Origin of the sequence: Mesorhizobium sp. WSM1497, assembly GCF_001672455.2 — a bacterium.
GTDB classification, from domain to species: Bacteria; Pseudomonadota; Alphaproteobacteria; order Rhizobiales; family Rhizobiaceae; genus Mesorhizobium; species Mesorhizobium ciceri.
Genome location: NZ_CP021070.1, coordinates 5,410,791 through 5,424,543 on the forward strand (window position 1 = coordinate 5,410,791; position 13,753 = coordinate 5,424,543).

At 58.1% G+C, this 13,753-nt stretch carries 22 protein-coding genes; 12 read left to right on the plus strand and 10 right to left on the minus strand.

All coding sequences use genetic code 11. The annotated features are described in order from the left end of the window. Window positions 1–321: 321 nt before the first annotated feature. The 6 genes from A9K65_RS26665 to A9K65_RS26685 all read left to right on the plus strand — a co-directional run bounded on the left by A9K65_RS26665 (window position 322) and on the right by A9K65_RS26685 (window position 3,618). Window positions 322–783 (plus strand): hypothetical protein, encoded by a 462-nt coding sequence (locus A9K65_RS26665; RefSeq protein WP_064993373.1) that lies wholly within the window; start codon window positions 322–324, stop codon window positions 781–783. Window positions 784–1,123: 340 nt separating this feature from the next. Next, on the plus strand, window positions 1,124–1,576 hold the full coding sequence (locus A9K65_RS26670; RefSeq protein WP_157678560.1) for a hypothetical protein: 453 nt from the start codon (window positions 1,124–1,126) through the stop codon (window positions 1,574–1,576). A 14-nt stretch (window positions 1,577–1,590) separates the two neighbouring features. Continuing rightward, window positions 1,591–2,310 carry a hypothetical protein gene (locus A9K65_RS26675; RefSeq protein WP_064993375.1) on the plus strand — a complete coding sequence of 240 codons (720 nt, stop codon included), beginning with the start codon at window positions 1,591–1,593 and terminating at the stop codon, window positions 2,308–2,310. Between the two features lie 103 nt (window positions 2,311–2,413). Then, complete coding sequence (locus A9K65_RS35330; RefSeq protein WP_157678562.1) at window positions 2,414–2,575, plus strand: hypothetical protein; 162 nt, start codon at window positions 2,414–2,416, stop codon at window positions 2,573–2,575. A gap of 2 nt (window positions 2,576–2,577) precedes the next feature. Further along, window positions 2,578–3,066, plus strand: a complete 489-nt coding sequence (locus A9K65_RS26680; RefSeq protein ID WP_064993376.1) for a cell division protein ZapB — start codon at window positions 2,578–2,580, stop codon at window positions 3,064–3,066. A 174-nt stretch (window positions 3,067–3,240) separates the two neighbouring features. Further along, on the plus strand, window positions 3,241–3,618 hold the full coding sequence (locus A9K65_RS26685; protein WP_084015700.1) for a phospholipid-binding protein: 378 nt from the start codon (window positions 3,241–3,243) through the stop codon (window positions 3,616–3,618). A gap of 345 nt (window positions 3,619–3,963) precedes the next feature. Here A9K65_RS26685 and A9K65_RS26690 read toward each other — a convergent pair whose 3' ends face one another. After that, on the minus strand, window positions 3,964–4,263 hold the full coding sequence (locus A9K65_RS26690) for a hypothetical protein (protein WP_064993378.1): 300 nt from the start codon (window positions 4,261–4,263) through the stop codon (window positions 3,964–3,966). Window positions 4,264–4,358: 95 nt separating this feature from the next. On the opposite strand from A9K65_RS26690, the gene A9K65_RS26695 reads away from it, so the two are divergent. After that, the gene (locus A9K65_RS26695) at window positions 4,359–4,727 is read left to right on the plus strand and encodes a hypothetical protein (protein ID WP_064993379.1); all 369 of its coding nucleotides are present in this window, start codon (window positions 4,359–4,361) and stop codon (window positions 4,725–4,727) included. Window positions 4,728–4,760: 33 nt separating this feature from the next. Here the strand turns inward: A9K65_RS26695 and A9K65_RS36125 are convergent, their stop codons facing one another. The 3 genes from A9K65_RS36125 to A9K65_RS26710 form a co-directional block, all read right to left on the minus strand. Next, window positions 4,761–4,979, minus strand: a complete 219-nt coding sequence (locus A9K65_RS36125; RefSeq protein ID WP_064993380.1) for a hypothetical protein — start codon at window positions 4,977–4,979, stop codon at window positions 4,761–4,763. 194 nt (window positions 4,980–5,173) lie between these two features. Further along, a complete protein-coding gene (locus A9K65_RS26705; RefSeq protein ID WP_064993381.1) occupies window positions 5,174–5,383 on the minus strand; it encodes a hypothetical protein in 210 nt (69 codons plus the stop codon). An 11-nt stretch (window positions 5,384–5,394) separates the two neighbouring features. Beyond that, window positions 5,395–5,574 carry a hypothetical protein gene (locus tag A9K65_RS26710; RefSeq protein ID WP_064993382.1) on the minus strand — a complete coding sequence of 60 codons (180 nt, stop codon included), beginning with the start codon at window positions 5,572–5,574 and terminating at the stop codon, window positions 5,395–5,397. A gap of 100 nt (window positions 5,575–5,674) precedes the next feature. Between A9K65_RS26710 and A9K65_RS26715 the strand changes: the two genes are divergently transcribed. Continuing rightward, window positions 5,675–5,995, plus strand: a complete 321-nt coding sequence (locus A9K65_RS26715) for a hypothetical protein (protein ID WP_064993383.1) — start codon at window positions 5,675–5,677, stop codon at window positions 5,993–5,995. Window positions 5,996–6,036: 41 nt separating this feature from the next. Here the strand turns inward: A9K65_RS26715 and A9K65_RS26720 are convergent, their stop codons facing one another. From A9K65_RS26720 to A9K65_RS36130, 6 genes are all read right to left on the minus strand, one after another. After that, window positions 6,037–7,734: a hypothetical protein gene (locus A9K65_RS26720; RefSeq protein ID WP_086081348.1), complete on the minus strand. Its 1,698-nt coding sequence runs from the start codon at window positions 7,732–7,734 to the stop codon at window positions 6,037–6,039. Between the two features lie 57 nt (window positions 7,735–7,791). Continuing rightward, complete coding sequence (locus A9K65_RS26725; protein WP_064993385.1) at window positions 7,792–8,874, minus strand: dsDNA nuclease domain-containing protein; 1,083 nt, start codon at window positions 8,872–8,874, stop codon at window positions 7,792–7,794. A gap of 115 nt (window positions 8,875–8,989) precedes the next feature. Continuing rightward, entirely contained in the window at window positions 8,990–9,214 is a 225-nt protein-coding gene (locus A9K65_RS26730) for a hypothetical protein (protein WP_086081349.1), read from the minus strand. A 347-nt stretch (window positions 9,215–9,561) separates the two neighbouring features. Next, window positions 9,562–9,729, minus strand: coding sequence for a hypothetical protein (locus A9K65_RS35335; RefSeq protein WP_157678564.1), 168 nt, complete (start codon window positions 9,727–9,729; stop codon window positions 9,562–9,564). Between the two features lie 18 nt (window positions 9,730–9,747). Beyond that, entirely contained in the window at window positions 9,748–9,915 is a 168-nt protein-coding gene (locus A9K65_RS35340; protein WP_157678566.1) for a hypothetical protein, read from the minus strand. Continuing rightward, a complete protein-coding gene (locus A9K65_RS36130) occupies window positions 9,912–10,133 on the minus strand; it encodes a DUF982 domain-containing protein (protein ID WP_348629609.1) in 222 nt (73 codons plus the stop codon). The genes A9K65_RS35340 and A9K65_RS36130 overlap by 4 nt, the downstream gene beginning before the upstream one ends. 528 nt (window positions 10,134–10,661) lie before the next feature. On the opposite strand from A9K65_RS36130, the gene A9K65_RS35720 reads away from it, so the two are divergent. The 4 genes from A9K65_RS35720 to A9K65_RS26750 all read left to right on the plus strand — a co-directional run bounded on the left by A9K65_RS35720 (window position 10,662) and on the right by A9K65_RS26750 (window position 13,752). Next, window positions 10,662–10,820, plus strand: coding sequence for a hypothetical protein (locus A9K65_RS35720; protein WP_023812838.1), 159 nt, complete (start codon window positions 10,662–10,664; stop codon window positions 10,818–10,820). Window positions 10,821–10,859: 39 nt separating this feature from the next. After that, window positions 10,860–11,054, plus strand: a complete 195-nt coding sequence (locus A9K65_RS26740; RefSeq protein ID WP_024505272.1) for a hypothetical protein — start codon at window positions 10,860–10,862, stop codon at window positions 11,052–11,054. Between the two features lie 116 nt (window positions 11,055–11,170). Further along, window positions 11,171–12,634, plus strand: coding sequence for an AMP nucleosidase (locus tag A9K65_RS26745; protein ID WP_245321913.1), 1,464 nt, complete (start codon window positions 11,171–11,173; stop codon window positions 12,632–12,634). A 71-nt stretch (window positions 12,635–12,705) separates the two neighbouring features. Further along, on the plus strand, window positions 12,706–13,752 hold the full coding sequence (locus tag A9K65_RS26750; RefSeq protein WP_064993389.1) for an endonuclease/exonuclease/phosphatase family protein: 1,047 nt from the start codon (window positions 12,706–12,708) through the stop codon (window positions 13,750–13,752). The last annotated feature ends 1 nt before the right edge of the window (window position 13,753 follow it).

Sequence of the window (13,753 nt, forward strand, 5' to 3'; positions counted from 1 at the left end):
CCTGTAATTGGTAACGAAATCAATGGCATAATCTACAACTTAGCTATTATAGGGAAACTCAAGCCCCCTACTGGCGGTTTAAGTCGGCAAACCCATAGATGAGACGGCTTCGCCGTTCATGGGATACCCGACCGTGCTGCCAGCTTCGCTTGGCGGGAGACAAGATTGATATTCATCAACGATGATAATTCTGATTTGGTCTCCTCATTATAGATAGCTCGGCGGCCTATCGCTTGTCCCATGAACGGACGAAGTCCATCTCACGATGGGCTTACCGATAGATATCCCGAGTTACACCACATCCAATGAAAGGACATCGCCATGTGCGATATCGGATTAATCCTCGGCCTCACCGCCGGGGCCGCAAGTGCTGCCAGTGAAGCAGCTACCGCAAGCAAGAAACAACAGATTGCTCTCTCCAACTACCAGCTTGACCAAGCCGCAAATGAACGCGAGTTCGTTGTGAAAACCAATGCCGCCAACAAGGACGGATATCAGGCGACCCTCGAAGGGGACCGCGCGAAGTCCCTCGCGGTGGCCTCGGGCTCTGGCATGACCGGCAGCACCGCTGGCCTTCGAGTAGCCGAACAGGCCCGCCAGTCCGCATTATCCATCGCTAACGCCAAGGACCAGCGAGACGGTGCCGTGGCGAACTATGTGATGGCTGGCAAGTCCCAACAGATACAGACCCAGAATGCCGCCAACAGCGTAAGGCCAAACCCGATGACATCCATGATGGATATCGCGACATCCGGCCTCAAGAACTACGGCGCTTTTCAGTAACCCCCAAGGAACCCCTATGGCATCTCCCGTCACTCGGGGACACCCGCGCGACTGGCGTGTAGGCGTCCAATCATCTGACCACGGCTACCAGTTGCGGTGCCGCCAAGTCCTCAACGAAACTCGACCCTGCGACTGTCCCGGCTGCGCTCGCAATCGCTCTGGCGTCTCCCGCTACTGCGGACCCCACCGGGATGCCGCGAGTTCTCGGGGCGACCCACTCGCTCGCCTCCCCGCTCGAAACGAACTGGCGATCTTCAAAAAGGCCATCGGCATCTACATGCAAACGGACCCCAAGTTCGCCGCGCGTGTCGCCTTCGACCTCAGGTCCCTAGAGCGTCGGATGACCCAGCCGCAGTCGTTCTGCCTCAGTGTCGCCGACCTCCACCCGAAGCTCCCGCAGATTGCCAAGGCCAAGGGTCTCCTGGCCAACTGGCAGCACAAAGAACAGCGGACCTATACCGAGGCTGTCGTCCACGCCGTTGCCCTGATCGGGTGGACGCAAGTCTACTTCCACACCGGTCCTGCCGGGGGCCTCTGGGATAACCGCGAGCGGTTCCTTGAGACCCGTGCAGGTGCCCTCATGGGCGACTTCCGCAAGACCATCGGCCCCACAACGCTCATCAAGAAGGCATCAGGGGCAACCCACAGGCGTCTCGGGCACGACCTCATCCGCAACGCCCAACATGTCTACGGCAAGGCCTTTTGGTCCTCAGCCGTCTCCACCAGTGATGGTCAGCCTATGACCATCCTCGACTACACCAAGCGAGCCCTCAAGGCCGCTGCACTTCTCTGAAGGAAAATCATCCTATGTCTTACTCTTCCGATGACGGCATGATGCGTATGCCCAATCCGATCGACCCCCAGTCCGGCTGGACCGATCGTTCCGACAACCCCGGCTATGCCAGCGGCTCCGCTCCCGGTCCTGCCCCCGAGGGCAAAGTGTTTATCCCGGGCATGAACACCTACGTCGACCTCGACATTGCCGAACAGCTTGGCCTCACCGGGCCTCAGGGGAACTCAAGTGCCCCTACCCCTGCGCCCTTCGACCCCCGCGCCATCCCAGCCGGTGACGACCCGCTCGAACACATCGACATTGAGGAACTGTCTGAGGCGGACCTTCAGGCCCTCCAGCAGGAACTCGAAATCGAGACCGATCAGGAGCCCGGCCCCTCAGAAACCTTCGACGCTATTGCCGATTGCTTTGACCCCGCCGCGTTTCACGATCGTCTCAACGCGATGGTTGCCACAGGCGACTTCGAGGACACCCTTGGGCTCCTGTCCGATGCCACCGGCTTGGACGCCGCCACTGTATCTACCCTGATCGAAACGACGGTGGTGGAAACGGCTCCGGTTGCCTCAGAGTACATTGGCGGGGATCGCTGGGACGCTCTCGTCTACGCCGCCTCCCGCACCGATGACCCGTTCGCCCGGCGCATCGTGACTGACATGGTTGCTGGCAATCTGGACGCGTCGAGACTGGCGGGGGCCTATGACCTCTGGTTCCAGTCGCTGCCTGATGCAGACTGACTTCAATGCTCGGCTACATCACCACAGCTTACACCCTCGCGGCCCTTATCGCATGCCTTCTGGCCCTATTCCCCTTGTCCTAACCCACTGAAAGGAACTCTTCATGACCCCCGAAACTCTTATAGCCCTACGCGCCGCCATTGAGGCCTTCAACGCCGATGCGGTCATTCTCTCTCGCTACGCATCCGTCTGCACCGAGCTAGACCTCCTGCTCTCGTACATCGACATCGTCGAGCGTCGCATCCACAAAGAAAGTAACATCTGACCATGGCCAAGAAACCAATGACCCGCGAGGAACTCCTCGCCCAACTCGAAACCCTCGACAACTCCACCGAAGTCGGCAAGCTCACTGCAGAGGTGTCTCGCCTGACCGAGGAAAACGCCTCGCTGGTCTCCCAACGCCGGGAGCTTGAGGGGCAACTTAAGCAGGAACGTGACACAGTTCAGACCATTCGTGACGCGCTTCGCACCGTGGACGTCCCGCAGCGAACGTATGGCGATGATCGCCCAGGCTACGCGGAGATGCAGGAAGCCGCCGCACGGTCTAGCCGTATGGCAATGGCCGAGGTCCAAGTGGGCATCCAGAGTGGCACCCATGATCCCGCAACGGGCTTGTCCTATACCGCCGACACCAAGCCGCAGCGCGTGTTGGCCGCTGGGGCTTCCAAGGTGACCAAGTCTGAAATGGAAGCGTTTTTCCCGGCCCTCAGCGGCCCAGAAATGGACGTGACAAGCATCCACGGCAGTCAGTTCTAGTCCGTTCGCACTGCCGACGTTCAGACATAGCTCAGCACCGAGACGGCGTGAGCATCCGGGACGCCTTGGCCTAATCTTATATCCGGCATCTCTGAAAAGGAATCGGTTAGCCTTCCTAAGGGCTTGGTGTTCTGGGTAGGGGCAATTCCCTCCGCCTCGCCGGTAGGAGAGACTATGAAGAGGTTATTGCTTGCATTTGCGTTTTCGGTCGTAACATCGGCGGCCTTCGCCTCAGGTTTAGGTGTGTCGTTTGAGTGGGGACCAACAAAGAAATGCTTCGATCCGAAATCACCGCCAATCACGTTATCCGGCGTTCCTCAAGGAACGACAAAGCTTCAGATACGGATGACCGATAGCAATTCTCCGTTCGAACACGGCGGCGGCACCGTTGCCTACAAGGGGCAGGCGTTACTGCCGTATGGGGCGTTCCGGTATAAGGGGCCATGTCCAGAGGGCGAGACCCATTTCTACAACGTCACTGTGAAGGCGCTTGACTCGTCCGGAAAAACCTTGGCTGAGGGCAAGGCCACCAAGCCATTCTCGGGAAAATAGCAAATCCTGAGCCGATCCTGTCGGTTCAGGATCGGTCTATTTTTCAGTGTTTCCTTCGCCCGGACTACCCCGGCGACTATGCCACCCAAAGGCAGCCTGAAGGGCGACATCAAGCACTTCGATCATGTTGCGGAACCGCCGAGAGATGTCTTGAAGGTGAGCATGGCGAACTCAAGACCGCCTTGGCCATCGCCAGCGGCAGCTAAAGCTATCGAAGTTTCCCGCGCTTCCCCCATCCCCGCTTTCGTATCTCACATCCGTTCTGATGGGATCAGGGAGGGGCGCGGGTTGCCTCAGGTGCCCATGCGTTTTCGGCGGTCAGCGCATGGGCACCGAGTGGTTGATCTATCGTTGGAAAGCCTTGGCCAGCTTCGCCCGCTTCCTCAGGATGTAGAAGGCGTTGAGAATGACCTCATCATCCTCCTTCTCCGATGCCGACAACTTCTCCTCGAATTGCGCTTCTTCAACATGGAAATCCTCCGCCTTCGACGGCATGTTGGCCCATCCCCAAGCACACGCGTCCCAATGGCTTTCGCAAGGGACGACGCGCTGCCCGATGACTTGGCCCTGCTTTCCAAAGAATACGATCTTAAAGTTCGTCATGGTCTCGGCTTTCCAATCTATGGCTTGATTGCCGATGCCCATGTTTCACACGTCCGACAAGGAATGAAGAGAGCTGGTGGGGTCTCTACGTTATCGCAGAAATCCGCTACAAGGGGACGGTTTCGGGGGTCTCTACAATGAACTATCGCCCAATATTCATCTTTATCCTTGGCGTTGCCTTTGTTTTTATGGGTCTGGGGATAGTCGGCCTGTTTAGGCCGGGCCTCCCAACAGCTAAGCTAATAAACACCGCAAGCGGTTTGCTGGCGCTAGCGTCCCTTGCGCAATTGCAGGTCAGCGGTTGGTTCGACAAGGTGATGCAGGTTTACGGCGATGAGTCCCAATACCCGTTCGGGCCACCCTCTTACATCACTCGGCAGATCATTGATAACCCGGATCACCCATTTCAGACGCTTGTTAGGAACACATTATTCTTCCACTCTGGTACCGGCGTATGGTTAGCGGTGGCGAGCATCATCTTGGCTATCGTCGCCGCATGGCTCTAGATGCACTTGATATGTAGTGCCTTTCCCGGTCTGTTAGTCGGTCTCACCGCGTCTTCGCCTGTGCCACCACCGGCTGAACCCATAGCTCACCGCAGGTGCCCATAGCGCCACCTCAGGCTCCAATGTGGCATTGGCGACAAGAAGTGCCTTTACTGCCTCTCGGGCGTCTCCACCGTTGGCGGCTATGGCCTGATCAGCGGCAAGCTCCCAGTCCATCGCGCGTGGATCGACTTGCTGTTGCTCGGCTGGCATTGCTCGGTCTCACAGGTATTTCTCACCATCGCCGCGATGCTCAAAACAGAACCAATGCGGTGCCTGCTTTGGCTTTGCGAAACCCCAACCGGCATCCCTGCCGCAGCCAGGGCGCTCGCACGAATGATGCTGGATGCTGGGTGCCGTGACGTGTTCTGGCCCTGGAAGCCTGATCTCGTCGCTCGCGTCCGCCATCACCCCAAGACTACCTGACTATCGTCATAGCTGACGGTCGCCACCTCCGGATGCCGGTGAGCTATGGCGAGTATCTTGGTCTCAAGCTCACAGTTGTAGGCCATAAGCGCCTTCACGGTCTCAAGGGGGCTATCGTAGCGGGCGATCAGCTTCACCGCTTCCGAGTGCAACTCGGCTTTGGCGTCTGCGTCCAGATGCATGATGCCCATTGCCGGTCCTCCTATCGTGCCGCCCGGCGTGGTGCCGAACGCGCATCAAGCTGGTCCTGAAGACGACCGTTGAGAACGATCATTTCCTTGAGCGCCTTCATCACGTCGCCCTTGTGGACCGCAACGAACCTATCGGCGACGGCTTGAAGGGCAGCCTCTTGGCGGCTGTAGAGCGTCACAATGTGGGCCATGGCGATTACTCCAAAAGCTTCATACTGTCAGTGAACAAAAAGAGAACATAAATGTCAAGGACGAATTGACCGAAGGAGGAATGAGTTCCTATTTTATGCCATGCCTGACACTGGTGGAAGACGCAAGCGCGGCGGCGAATGGAAGCTCAGCAATGCCCATGAGATTGGGCAGCTTGTTCTCGTCCGTTGCGGGCTATGCAACGTCAAGCGCTGGTATCAGCCGAGCGACCTCAAGGAAATCTTCGGGGACATCGAGGCTGAATTGGTAGGCAGCAAAATGAGTTGCACACGATGCGGCAAGAACGAGTACATGCACGCCGAGACGCAAAAACCATCGGCACGAGAACGGCAGGGCATTCGGGTTACACGACTTGCGGAGATCAGGACGGTGCGGCGGGTCGTTTGGAGGGATGAGGATTGATACTGCAGGCCCTGCCCCAGCAGATACGGCGCAGATCAAATCTACCTAGTGGCGGCCAATATCGCGTCGGTGTAGGGCGTGAATATCCTGCGAACATCTTCGTACTCAGCGTCGCGCAGCACTTGGCGTTTGCGCTCGCCGTATGTTCTCACGTCCGCGCCAGATGGCTTGTTTTGGCCCACGTCCTCAGTAGCGACGATGATCTGGTTGTCATCGGGGGCGTGATCGAAAATGAACTTAAGCATCTGTGGCAGGTGAACCGCGTCTTGACCTTGCTGGTTGGGCGCGTCGATGACAATAGGATAGGATATCGATCCTGAAAATTGGGCTCGCGTCTGGAGGAATGCATAGTAGTAGGCCAGTAGAGCCCGGGGGCCTTCGCTTCCACGCGCGACCTTTATCGTCGTAATTGATTGCTTGTTGGGTTCATCCAACTGCACATCAAGCTCCTCTGCAAACGACGCGAGCCTTGACCGGAAATATTTCAAGATTTCGGAGGAGCGTCTGGCGCTCGTTAGCCCGTCCATAGTTGTCTTGTGGTCGTCAACCCGCTGCCGGACTTCGTCTGTGTCTAGGGTCTTTTGATTTAAAGAGCCCCTCAATATCTTCGCTGCCTCGGTCTTGCCAGCCGCGACGATCACATCATTGAACGACAGGGAGGCGCGTTGGACCTCAAGGGTAAGATTTATGCGCGCAAGGCTATCCTCAATCCCATCGAGCTTCGCTCTCTCCTTCTTCTCCTTCTCCAGAAACTGCCCGAGCTTTGCATTGGCACGACCAAGCGCTTCAATTAGAACGCCCTCGTCGGCAATCAGGCCGAAGCGATCAGCCAAGCCGTTATGATAACCTTGGCCGCACGTCGGGCACTCGACTTCGTCTGGCAAGCCTGACGCTAAGTCAAACTCCCCCCGCATTTCATCGATGGCGGCCTCAAGAAGCTGCTTCTCTGATCGGAGAAGATGCACCTCCTCATGCAGTTCGGATATCTTGTGCCGAAAGCCTGTTTGCAATTCCAAGAGCTTCGAGCTTTCGCCAATGAGGTCATCGATTTCGCTCTCAAACTCGGCCAGATCATACGTGGGACTGATCTGCTCGTCGATTTGTTGAACTTGGGCAATTGTCTCCCGAAGGGTTTTTACTCCGGCCTCAAGTGCGGCTAGTTCGATGCGTTCTCCGGCAATTCCGGCCTTCGCGGAATAGTATTGGTCGGGCTTTAGGCCAGAGTGGTATTCAGCCAATGTCCTAGGGCTATCTGGAAGATAATAGTCGACGAAGGAGGTCCACGCTTTCGTCCATCCCGCGTCTTGATCGACATAGAATGGGGCAAAGATATACGCAGGAGGCGGGGTAACGATATCGCCGTTCACTTCGCTCATCTCAAGTTTGAAACCAAAGAACCTGGCTAACAGCGGCCCCCAATCCTTCACTAGACGCTGGCCTGAAAAAAGGATGCGACCGCCTCCGTCGAACAGCGAGTAGAGGCCCAACGTTTTTACGGCTGCGTATGATTGGCCCGCAAACTCGAACTCAAGACAACTGGAGACGTTTGCCAGCTTCCATCTGTCATCAATCTTCGGCGGCGTCGCTCCCAGCGTGTCGTAGAGGCTCTTTATGATCGCCGATTTTCCGAAGCCGTTTCCACCTTGAATTATAACTCTTTGCGAGTTCAAGGGCACCTTCAATGCCCGTCGCTCTGCTTGCGACAGTAGGAAGAGATTTACGAATTTTACTTTTGGCATTGGCTGCCTCATTTAGGGATCTAAGGACGCGGCGAAGGTGGTTCGTGCTATTTTGCCTCATGGTAAGGCATCCATGAGTTCGACGAACAACGCCGCCTGGAGATCGTAGTCCTCGCCTGTCGGTTCGACGAGCATCCCAGAACGGCGAAGGGCTTCTACTGAGTCTATAATGCTGTCAGAGATCAGGTGGTTGTGGCTATCAATGACTTCGCGGATAAATTCGGCAACGGCTGACGCCGCGCCTAGACTACGTTCGCGCGAGCGCCAATAGGTTAGGCATTTGTAGCGTAGGCGCTGCTTCCCAAGAGCGCCGACACCAAATGTGTCAAGTTCGGCTTCGACGCTTGGCCACCACTCAAGGACCGTCCGACTACGGCTTTGAACTTGAGCAACCAGCGCCTCAACATCTTGCCGACCAAGGCTCTTGCGCTTTTTGAGCTCGCCAAGATTCTTGGGCTTAACGGTATCACCAGTGCATCGACCGATTTCACTTAGCAGCGCGTCGTAGAAAGGCTTCGCGACGGCGGCGTTGTCTGGGCTGATTGTCCGAGTGAAGTTTGTCACCCTGCCGAGCAACGTGTCGCGATAACTTTGAATATCAAGCGGCACTCTTTCAAACGTCAGTAGGTGGTTGTGGGCAGAGTCCAATGGTCCCGGAAAGTCGAGCGCGATTGCGCTGACCAATGTGTCGTGATCCAGTTTGCAAAGCTTGGAAAGTACGATCTCGCCGTCCTTGATCGAGGTCAGCGAGCCGTCAGGATATTTTGCGTTGAGCTGCTGATTCGAGACTATCGCGGCTCGTCGTATCGAGGGTCCGAACTGTGCTATGTTGTGGTACGCCTTGCCGATTATCGACTTAGGCAAATTTCCTTTCTTGGGTCGCTCTGCCAATCGCGTTGGGGTCCATCCCGAACCGGTTCGCGATTTGACCTGATAGAAGGAAATGGCAGCTTCGCCGTTCTCGCCTTCGACCATTACCAGATCGTCAAAATGGTCAAAGAACGCCGCATAAGATATGCCGCTGGCATGCGCGTCCAATATCCTAGCCATCGAAACGTGAATCTGAAAATCGAACGCACGTAATGCTTCCGCGCCTGCGGTTTCACGCGGCGTTCTCTCATCGAGTATACTGGTTCTCATTATTTGAAAATCATCCCCCCGGTGTGCATCATGCTACATCGGGACTGGGTGTTGCAACAAATACTATCGTGCGGGACGGTCTGAGTATGATGCCATCCTGACAGGCTTCGGTTGCCTATTGCTTGTTCCCGAGGTCGATCCAAGCCTTGCGTATTTCTATCGTGACTATGGCACCGACCCCACTGATCAAAAAAGCGAGGAACCCAAAGAGCCCCGCACCCCATAGCGATCCGAAAGTCATGTAGGCGAGAAAGGCTGCGACAAGCGCCATCACTGCCGCCTCGTACCCGGCACTCTCTTTCAAACGCTCTATGAGATAAAACGCGCTTTCCTTATCCATCGGTTTCCTGCAGCCTCTTCGTTCTGAGCCGTGCGTTATGCACAAGAAAACTCGGGGGTCCCACATTGACGCGCCGGGCGATTGTCGTCACATGTAACCAATCCGGTGCGGAGAGTTCCGTCTCGATAAGGGGTGCCGGTGGGGAGCGCTGAGGTTTGGACGCCCAGCGTCCCCCTCCGACTAGCGCAGTGATCGCTACCTCAAATCGGCTTGGACTCCGATTCTCATTGGTCCGGTTTCACACTGCACCCCTCCTGTAGTAATGATCGGGAGTCGCGTGTCTAGGCACTATCTCTAGTAACTCAACGGTTTTTTGGGTTTTCCCCAACATGGCGGGTCGCCTACATTTAAGTCGACCGTTGCTTCATCTCGGCCACCACCCGGTTCCCGACCGCGCTGATGGCGAACGTCAGGAACCCGAACAGGGCTCCGTGCCAGTACGTTCCGAACGCCATGTAGCCTAGAAATGCCCCCATGGTGGACATCGCCAGCGTATCCCCAAGATCGCTCCTCATAACCCTCTCCCTCGGTTTTCACTTCTTACGCCAGAGTTCCCAAAGAGCCGTGCCGACAATGAAGCAGACCACGGCGGGGACGTAGACGTAGCCCACCGCCGACTTTGGCCCCCGCCAGGTAAGGCAGATGTAGGCCCAGCCGAACATTATGGCGAGTATGCCAACGAAACCGATGAAGCGCTTCATTCCGTGATGTCCCGCAGGAGCTTACCCTCCTCTTCGGCTGCAGCCCTAAAGGGTCCCCTCACGCTCTCCGGTGGGGCCTCGTCGTTCAGCGCCTTGACGCAGGCCCCGACAGCCTTGGTCCACCTTGGGCCTCGCTTGGTCCACGTCATAAGAACCTCGGCGCAGGCCTCCACGCTCCCGACGTTGTAGCGATGCCCCTCAAGGGTCCTCACGGGCACCTTGGGGCTGAACCAATGCTCGGCCAATCTGCACGTTCTCCGAAGGGGACCTCAGGGTTCCCCAGGCTGCGACCATTTCTCAGAAAAATTCGTATCCGCTAATGTTAGAGAGGGGTAGCCCCAGTCCCCCCGTGGGGGCTCCTTTAGTACCTAATGTCCGCCTATACGCGCGATCATTGGCACGCTGTTTTAGAACGACGATGCCTTTCATCCTCGCATCAAATCATCGGCCCGGAATCCGCGTTTCGAGCTATGCGCCTAACACATTCCGTAAAATAAAAGCTAAGTCTGGCACAAGCTCTGATCGAGCGCATCTTTCCGACCTGATGACGGGGCCCCGACGGGCCCCGTTTTCGTTTTGTCGATACATCCTGCGCCGGTGATGCTCGATGGAGGCCGGCGGCTATCCAACCGACGCCGGCGCCGTCGAAACCCCGTCAATCATCTTGAACCGCAGATGAACGCCGCCATCAGAGCCGGTTCAGTTGCATCAGGGCATTCTCCGGCGTGTTGAAGGAGACCGACCCAATGCTTGCTCGCCGCTTCACCATCGTCTGCCTGCTGGTGAGCCTGTTTGGAATGTTCTTCGCCATCCTCGTCGCTGAAGCGGGCCGTCCGGCCCGCGCCTGGGACGAAGCCAGTTCCAGAACCTGCCGCCTCGCCTGCCCCACCCATCTTCGCAACTGAACAAAGAAACCAAGACCTCGAAAAGAAAAGCTGAACGCCATGAACCGCATCGCCGCCAACGCTCTCAAGACCCTTCGGCTTCTGCCGCGGGCGGCGCTTATCCTGACGGTTCTGGCCGCTCCGGTTCTGGCCGTGCCGATGATGCGCGCTGACGCCGGCTCGACGATCGACGCACCGGCCCTGAAGAAGTCCGGCGTCGGCTTTGTGCTTCTGGTCAGCCTGCAGCGCGGTTGAAGAAAAACGGCGCTTTGACCGCCTTCGGTCGCGACACCCCTCCCAAGTGCCGATCCAAGTCTCTATATTGAGCCATGGAAAAGCGAATCTACCCACAAGCCATCGAATCTGTCGTCATGCCGGAGCCTTTTGGCCGGCAAAGCTTTGATAGCGCCGAAAAGGCCGTCAAGGCACTGCAGGCGCTTTACGATCGCAACACCAGGTTCCTGCGCGACTCCTTCGCAGAATTGGCGGCAGCAGGCGGTGATAATGGCAAGCGCTACCGGGCCTTCTATCCGGAGATCGGCGTCACCACCAACTCATTCACCCAGATCGACTCGCGCCAGGCCTATGGGCATATGCCGACGCCTGGGCATTTTTCCACCACCATCACCCAGCCGGGCCTGTTCGAAAGCTACCTCGTCGAGCAGTTGCGCCTGATCATGCGCAATCATGGGGTTGCGGTCACGGTGTCGGAATCGACCACACCCATCCCGCTGCATTTCGCCTTCCTTGAAGGCACCCATGTCGACGGCGCGACGGCAGAGCGTATCAAGCGGCCGATCCGCGACCTGTTCGACGTGCCCGATCTCGATGGCACCGACGACCAGATCGCCAACGGCACCTTCGAAGTCGCCTTCGGCGAGCCAAGGCCTCTGGCGCCCTTCACGGCGCAGCGCATCGACTATTCGCTGCACCGGCTGTCGCACTATACGGCAACCACGCCGCAGCATTTCCAGAACTTCGTGCTGTTCACCAACTATCAGTTCTACATCGACGAATTCGTCGCCCGCGCCCGCGACCTGATGGCCAATGGCGGCGGCGGATACACGGAGTTCGTCGAGCCGGGCAATGTCATCACCAAGAGTGGGCAGAGCGCGCCCAGCGAAGGCGTTGCACCGCCGCGCCTGCCGCAGATGCCGGCCTATCACCTGAAGAAATCGGGACATGGCGGCATCACCATGGTCAATATCGGCGTCGGGCCTTCCAACGCCAAGACCATCACCGACCATATTGCGGTGCTGAGGCCGCATGCCTGGGTGATGCTCGGTCACTGCGCCGGCCTGCGCAACACGCAGGCGCTGGGCGACTATGTGCTGGCGCATGCCTATGTGCGCGAGGACCACGTGCTGGACGACGATCTTCCGGTCTGGGTGCCGATCCCGCCGCTGGCCGAGATCCAGGTGGCGTTGCAGGAAGCCGTCGCCGAAGTCACCGGCCTTTCCGGCTACGACCTGAAGCGCATCATGCGCACCGGCACCGTTGCCACCATCGACAATCGCAACTGGGAACTGCGCGACCAGCGTGGGCCGGTACAGCGTCTGTCGCAATCTCGCGCCATCGCACTCGACATGGAATCGGCGACCATCGCCGCCAATGGCTTCCGCTTCCGTGTTCCCTACGGCACGCTGCTGTGCGTTTCGGACAAACCGCTGCATGGCGAGTTGAAGCTGCCCGGCATGGCGACCGAATTCTACAAGCGCCAGGTGGCGCAGCACCTGACCATCGGCATCAGGGCTATGGAGAAGCTCGCGGAAATGCCGATGGAGCGGCTGCATTCGCGCAAGCTCAGAAGTTTTTCGGAAACGGCGTTCCAGTAGGCCGGTTCCACGCATCGCATGGGCGTTTCGCCATCTTGATTGAGCCGCATTTCTGCCGATAAGCAGGCGGCATGGAGAAAGCGGGCTTCGGGACATTGCTGATTTCGGTTGCATTCCTGGCAATGCTGGCCTGTTCGATCGCGCTGGTGGCCGGGTTTTTCGGAACGCTGCATCCCGCCTTCGATTCCTTCTCGCATTTCCGCGTCCACCTTGCCGTGCTGATGGCGCTTTGCGCGTTGCCGCTGCTGGCCACGACATTTCGACTGCAAGCGGCCGTGGCACTGCTTTTTGCCGTGGCGGCCTTCGCCACCACTTCCGGCTCGCTGTCCTTCTCCCGCCTGTGGCCGGTTCAGGCCGCCTATGAAGCCAAGAACGAAGACCGCGCGATCTACAAGCTGCTGCAGATGAACCTGCGCTACGACAATCCAACGCCGAAGAAGGTGCTGTCGCTGATCGGCCGGACCAATCCCGACGTGATCACCCTCGACGAGGTGTCGGCGATGTGGGCGACCGAGCTTGGCTATATCAGCAGCGCATATCCATACCGGATCCTCTGTCCTTACCCTAACAAGATATTCGGCGTCGCGCTGCTCTCGCGGCGGCCCTTTGCCGCCGGCACCGAGGCGCGTTGCGAAAGGCGTGGTGCCATGGCGACAGCGACCGTCGACTTCGGCGGCATCGACGTCGATGTCGCCGCGATCCATCTCAGCTGGCCCTGGCCACGCGAGCAGTACTGGCAGATCGGCGAGTTGACGGAGCCGCTTTCCGCGCTCGGCGAGACGGCCATCATGGCGGGCGACTGCAATGCCGCCCCATGGAGTGCCGCAGTGCGGCGGGTCGCGGCGCTTGGCGGGCTGACCGTCATGCCTTCCGCCGGCCCGACCTGGATCCACATCAGGCTGCCGGATTTCCTGCGGCGCTTCGCCGGCCTGCCGATCGACCAGGTTTTCAGCAAGGGCGGCGTGACGATCCATTCGGCGACACGGCTGGAAGACACCGGCTCGGATCACCTTCCGGTCATGGTGGAGTTCTCGCTCAGGCTGAACCAGCAAAAGCCGCTCGACGAACATGAAACCGCGACCGCGGCCATTGTCCAGGCCGGCAAGACGCCAGGCTGAA

Excerpts from the sequence above, each read along its gene's own strand:
- A9K65_RS26665 (WP_064993373.1), top strand. The coding sequence starts at position 322 with ATGTGCGATATCGGATTAATCCTCGGCCTCACCGCCGGGGCCGCAAGT.
- A9K65_RS26670 (WP_157678560.1), top strand. The coding sequence starts at position 1,124 with ATGACCCAGCCGCAGTCGTTCTGCCTCAGTGTCGCCGACCTCCACCCG.
- A9K65_RS26675 (WP_064993375.1), top strand. The coding sequence starts at position 1,591 with ATGTCTTACTCTTCCGATGACGGCATGATGCGTATGCCCAATCCGATC.
- A9K65_RS35330 (WP_157678562.1), top strand. The coding sequence starts at position 2,414 with ATGACCCCCGAAACTCTTATAGCCCTACGCGCCGCCATTGAGGCCTTC.
- A9K65_RS26680 (WP_064993376.1), top strand. The coding sequence starts at position 2,578 with ATGGCCAAGAAACCAATGACCCGCGAGGAACTCCTCGCCCAACTCGAA.
- A9K65_RS26685 (WP_084015700.1), top strand. The coding sequence starts at position 3,241 with ATGAAGAGGTTATTGCTTGCATTTGCGTTTTCGGTCGTAACATCGGCG.
- A9K65_RS26690 (WP_064993378.1), bottom strand. The coding sequence starts at position 4,263 with ATGGGCATCGGCAATCAAGCCATAGATTGGAAAGCCGAGACCATGACG.
- A9K65_RS26695 (WP_064993379.1), top strand. The coding sequence starts at position 4,359 with ATGAACTATCGCCCAATATTCATCTTTATCCTTGGCGTTGCCTTTGTT.
- A9K65_RS36125 (WP_064993380.1), bottom strand. The coding sequence starts at position 4,979 with ATGCCAGCCGAGCAACAGCAAGTCGATCCACGCGCGATGGACTGGGAG.
- A9K65_RS26705 (WP_064993381.1), bottom strand. The coding sequence starts at position 5,383 with ATGGGCATCATGCATCTGGACGCAGACGCCAAAGCCGAGTTGCACTCG.
- A9K65_RS26710 (WP_064993382.1), bottom strand. The coding sequence starts at position 5,574 with ATGGCCCACATTGTGACGCTCTACAGCCGCCAAGAGGCTGCCCTTCAA.
- A9K65_RS26715 (WP_064993383.1), top strand. The coding sequence starts at position 5,675 with ATGCCTGACACTGGTGGAAGACGCAAGCGCGGCGGCGAATGGAAGCTC.
- A9K65_RS26720 (WP_086081348.1), bottom strand. The coding sequence starts at position 7,734 with ATGCCAAAAGTAAAATTCGTAAATCTCTTCCTACTGTCGCAAGCAGAG.
- A9K65_RS26725 (WP_064993385.1), bottom strand. The coding sequence starts at position 8,874 with ATGAGAACCAGTATACTCGATGAGAGAACGCCGCGTGAAACCGCAGGC.
- A9K65_RS26730 (WP_086081349.1), bottom strand. The coding sequence starts at position 9,214 with ATGGATAAGGAAAGCGCGTTTTATCTCATAGAGCGTTTGAAAGAGAGT.
- A9K65_RS35335 (WP_157678564.1), bottom strand. The coding sequence starts at position 9,729 with ATGAGGAGCGATCTTGGGGATACGCTGGCGATGTCCACCATGGGGGCA.
- A9K65_RS35340 (WP_157678566.1), bottom strand. The coding sequence starts at position 9,915 with ATGAAGCGCTTCATCGGTTTCGTTGGCATACTCGCCATAATGTTCGGC.
- A9K65_RS35720 (WP_023812838.1), top strand. The coding sequence starts at position 10,662 with ATGCTTGCTCGCCGCTTCACCATCGTCTGCCTGCTGGTGAGCCTGTTT.
- A9K65_RS26740 (WP_024505272.1), top strand. The coding sequence starts at position 10,860 with ATGAACCGCATCGCCGCCAACGCTCTCAAGACCCTTCGGCTTCTGCCG.
- A9K65_RS26745 (WP_245321913.1), top strand. The coding sequence starts at position 11,171 with ATGCCGGAGCCTTTTGGCCGGCAAAGCTTTGATAGCGCCGAAAAGGCC.
- A9K65_RS26750 (WP_064993389.1), top strand. The coding sequence starts at position 12,706 with ATGGAGAAAGCGGGCTTCGGGACATTGCTGATTTCGGTTGCATTCCTG.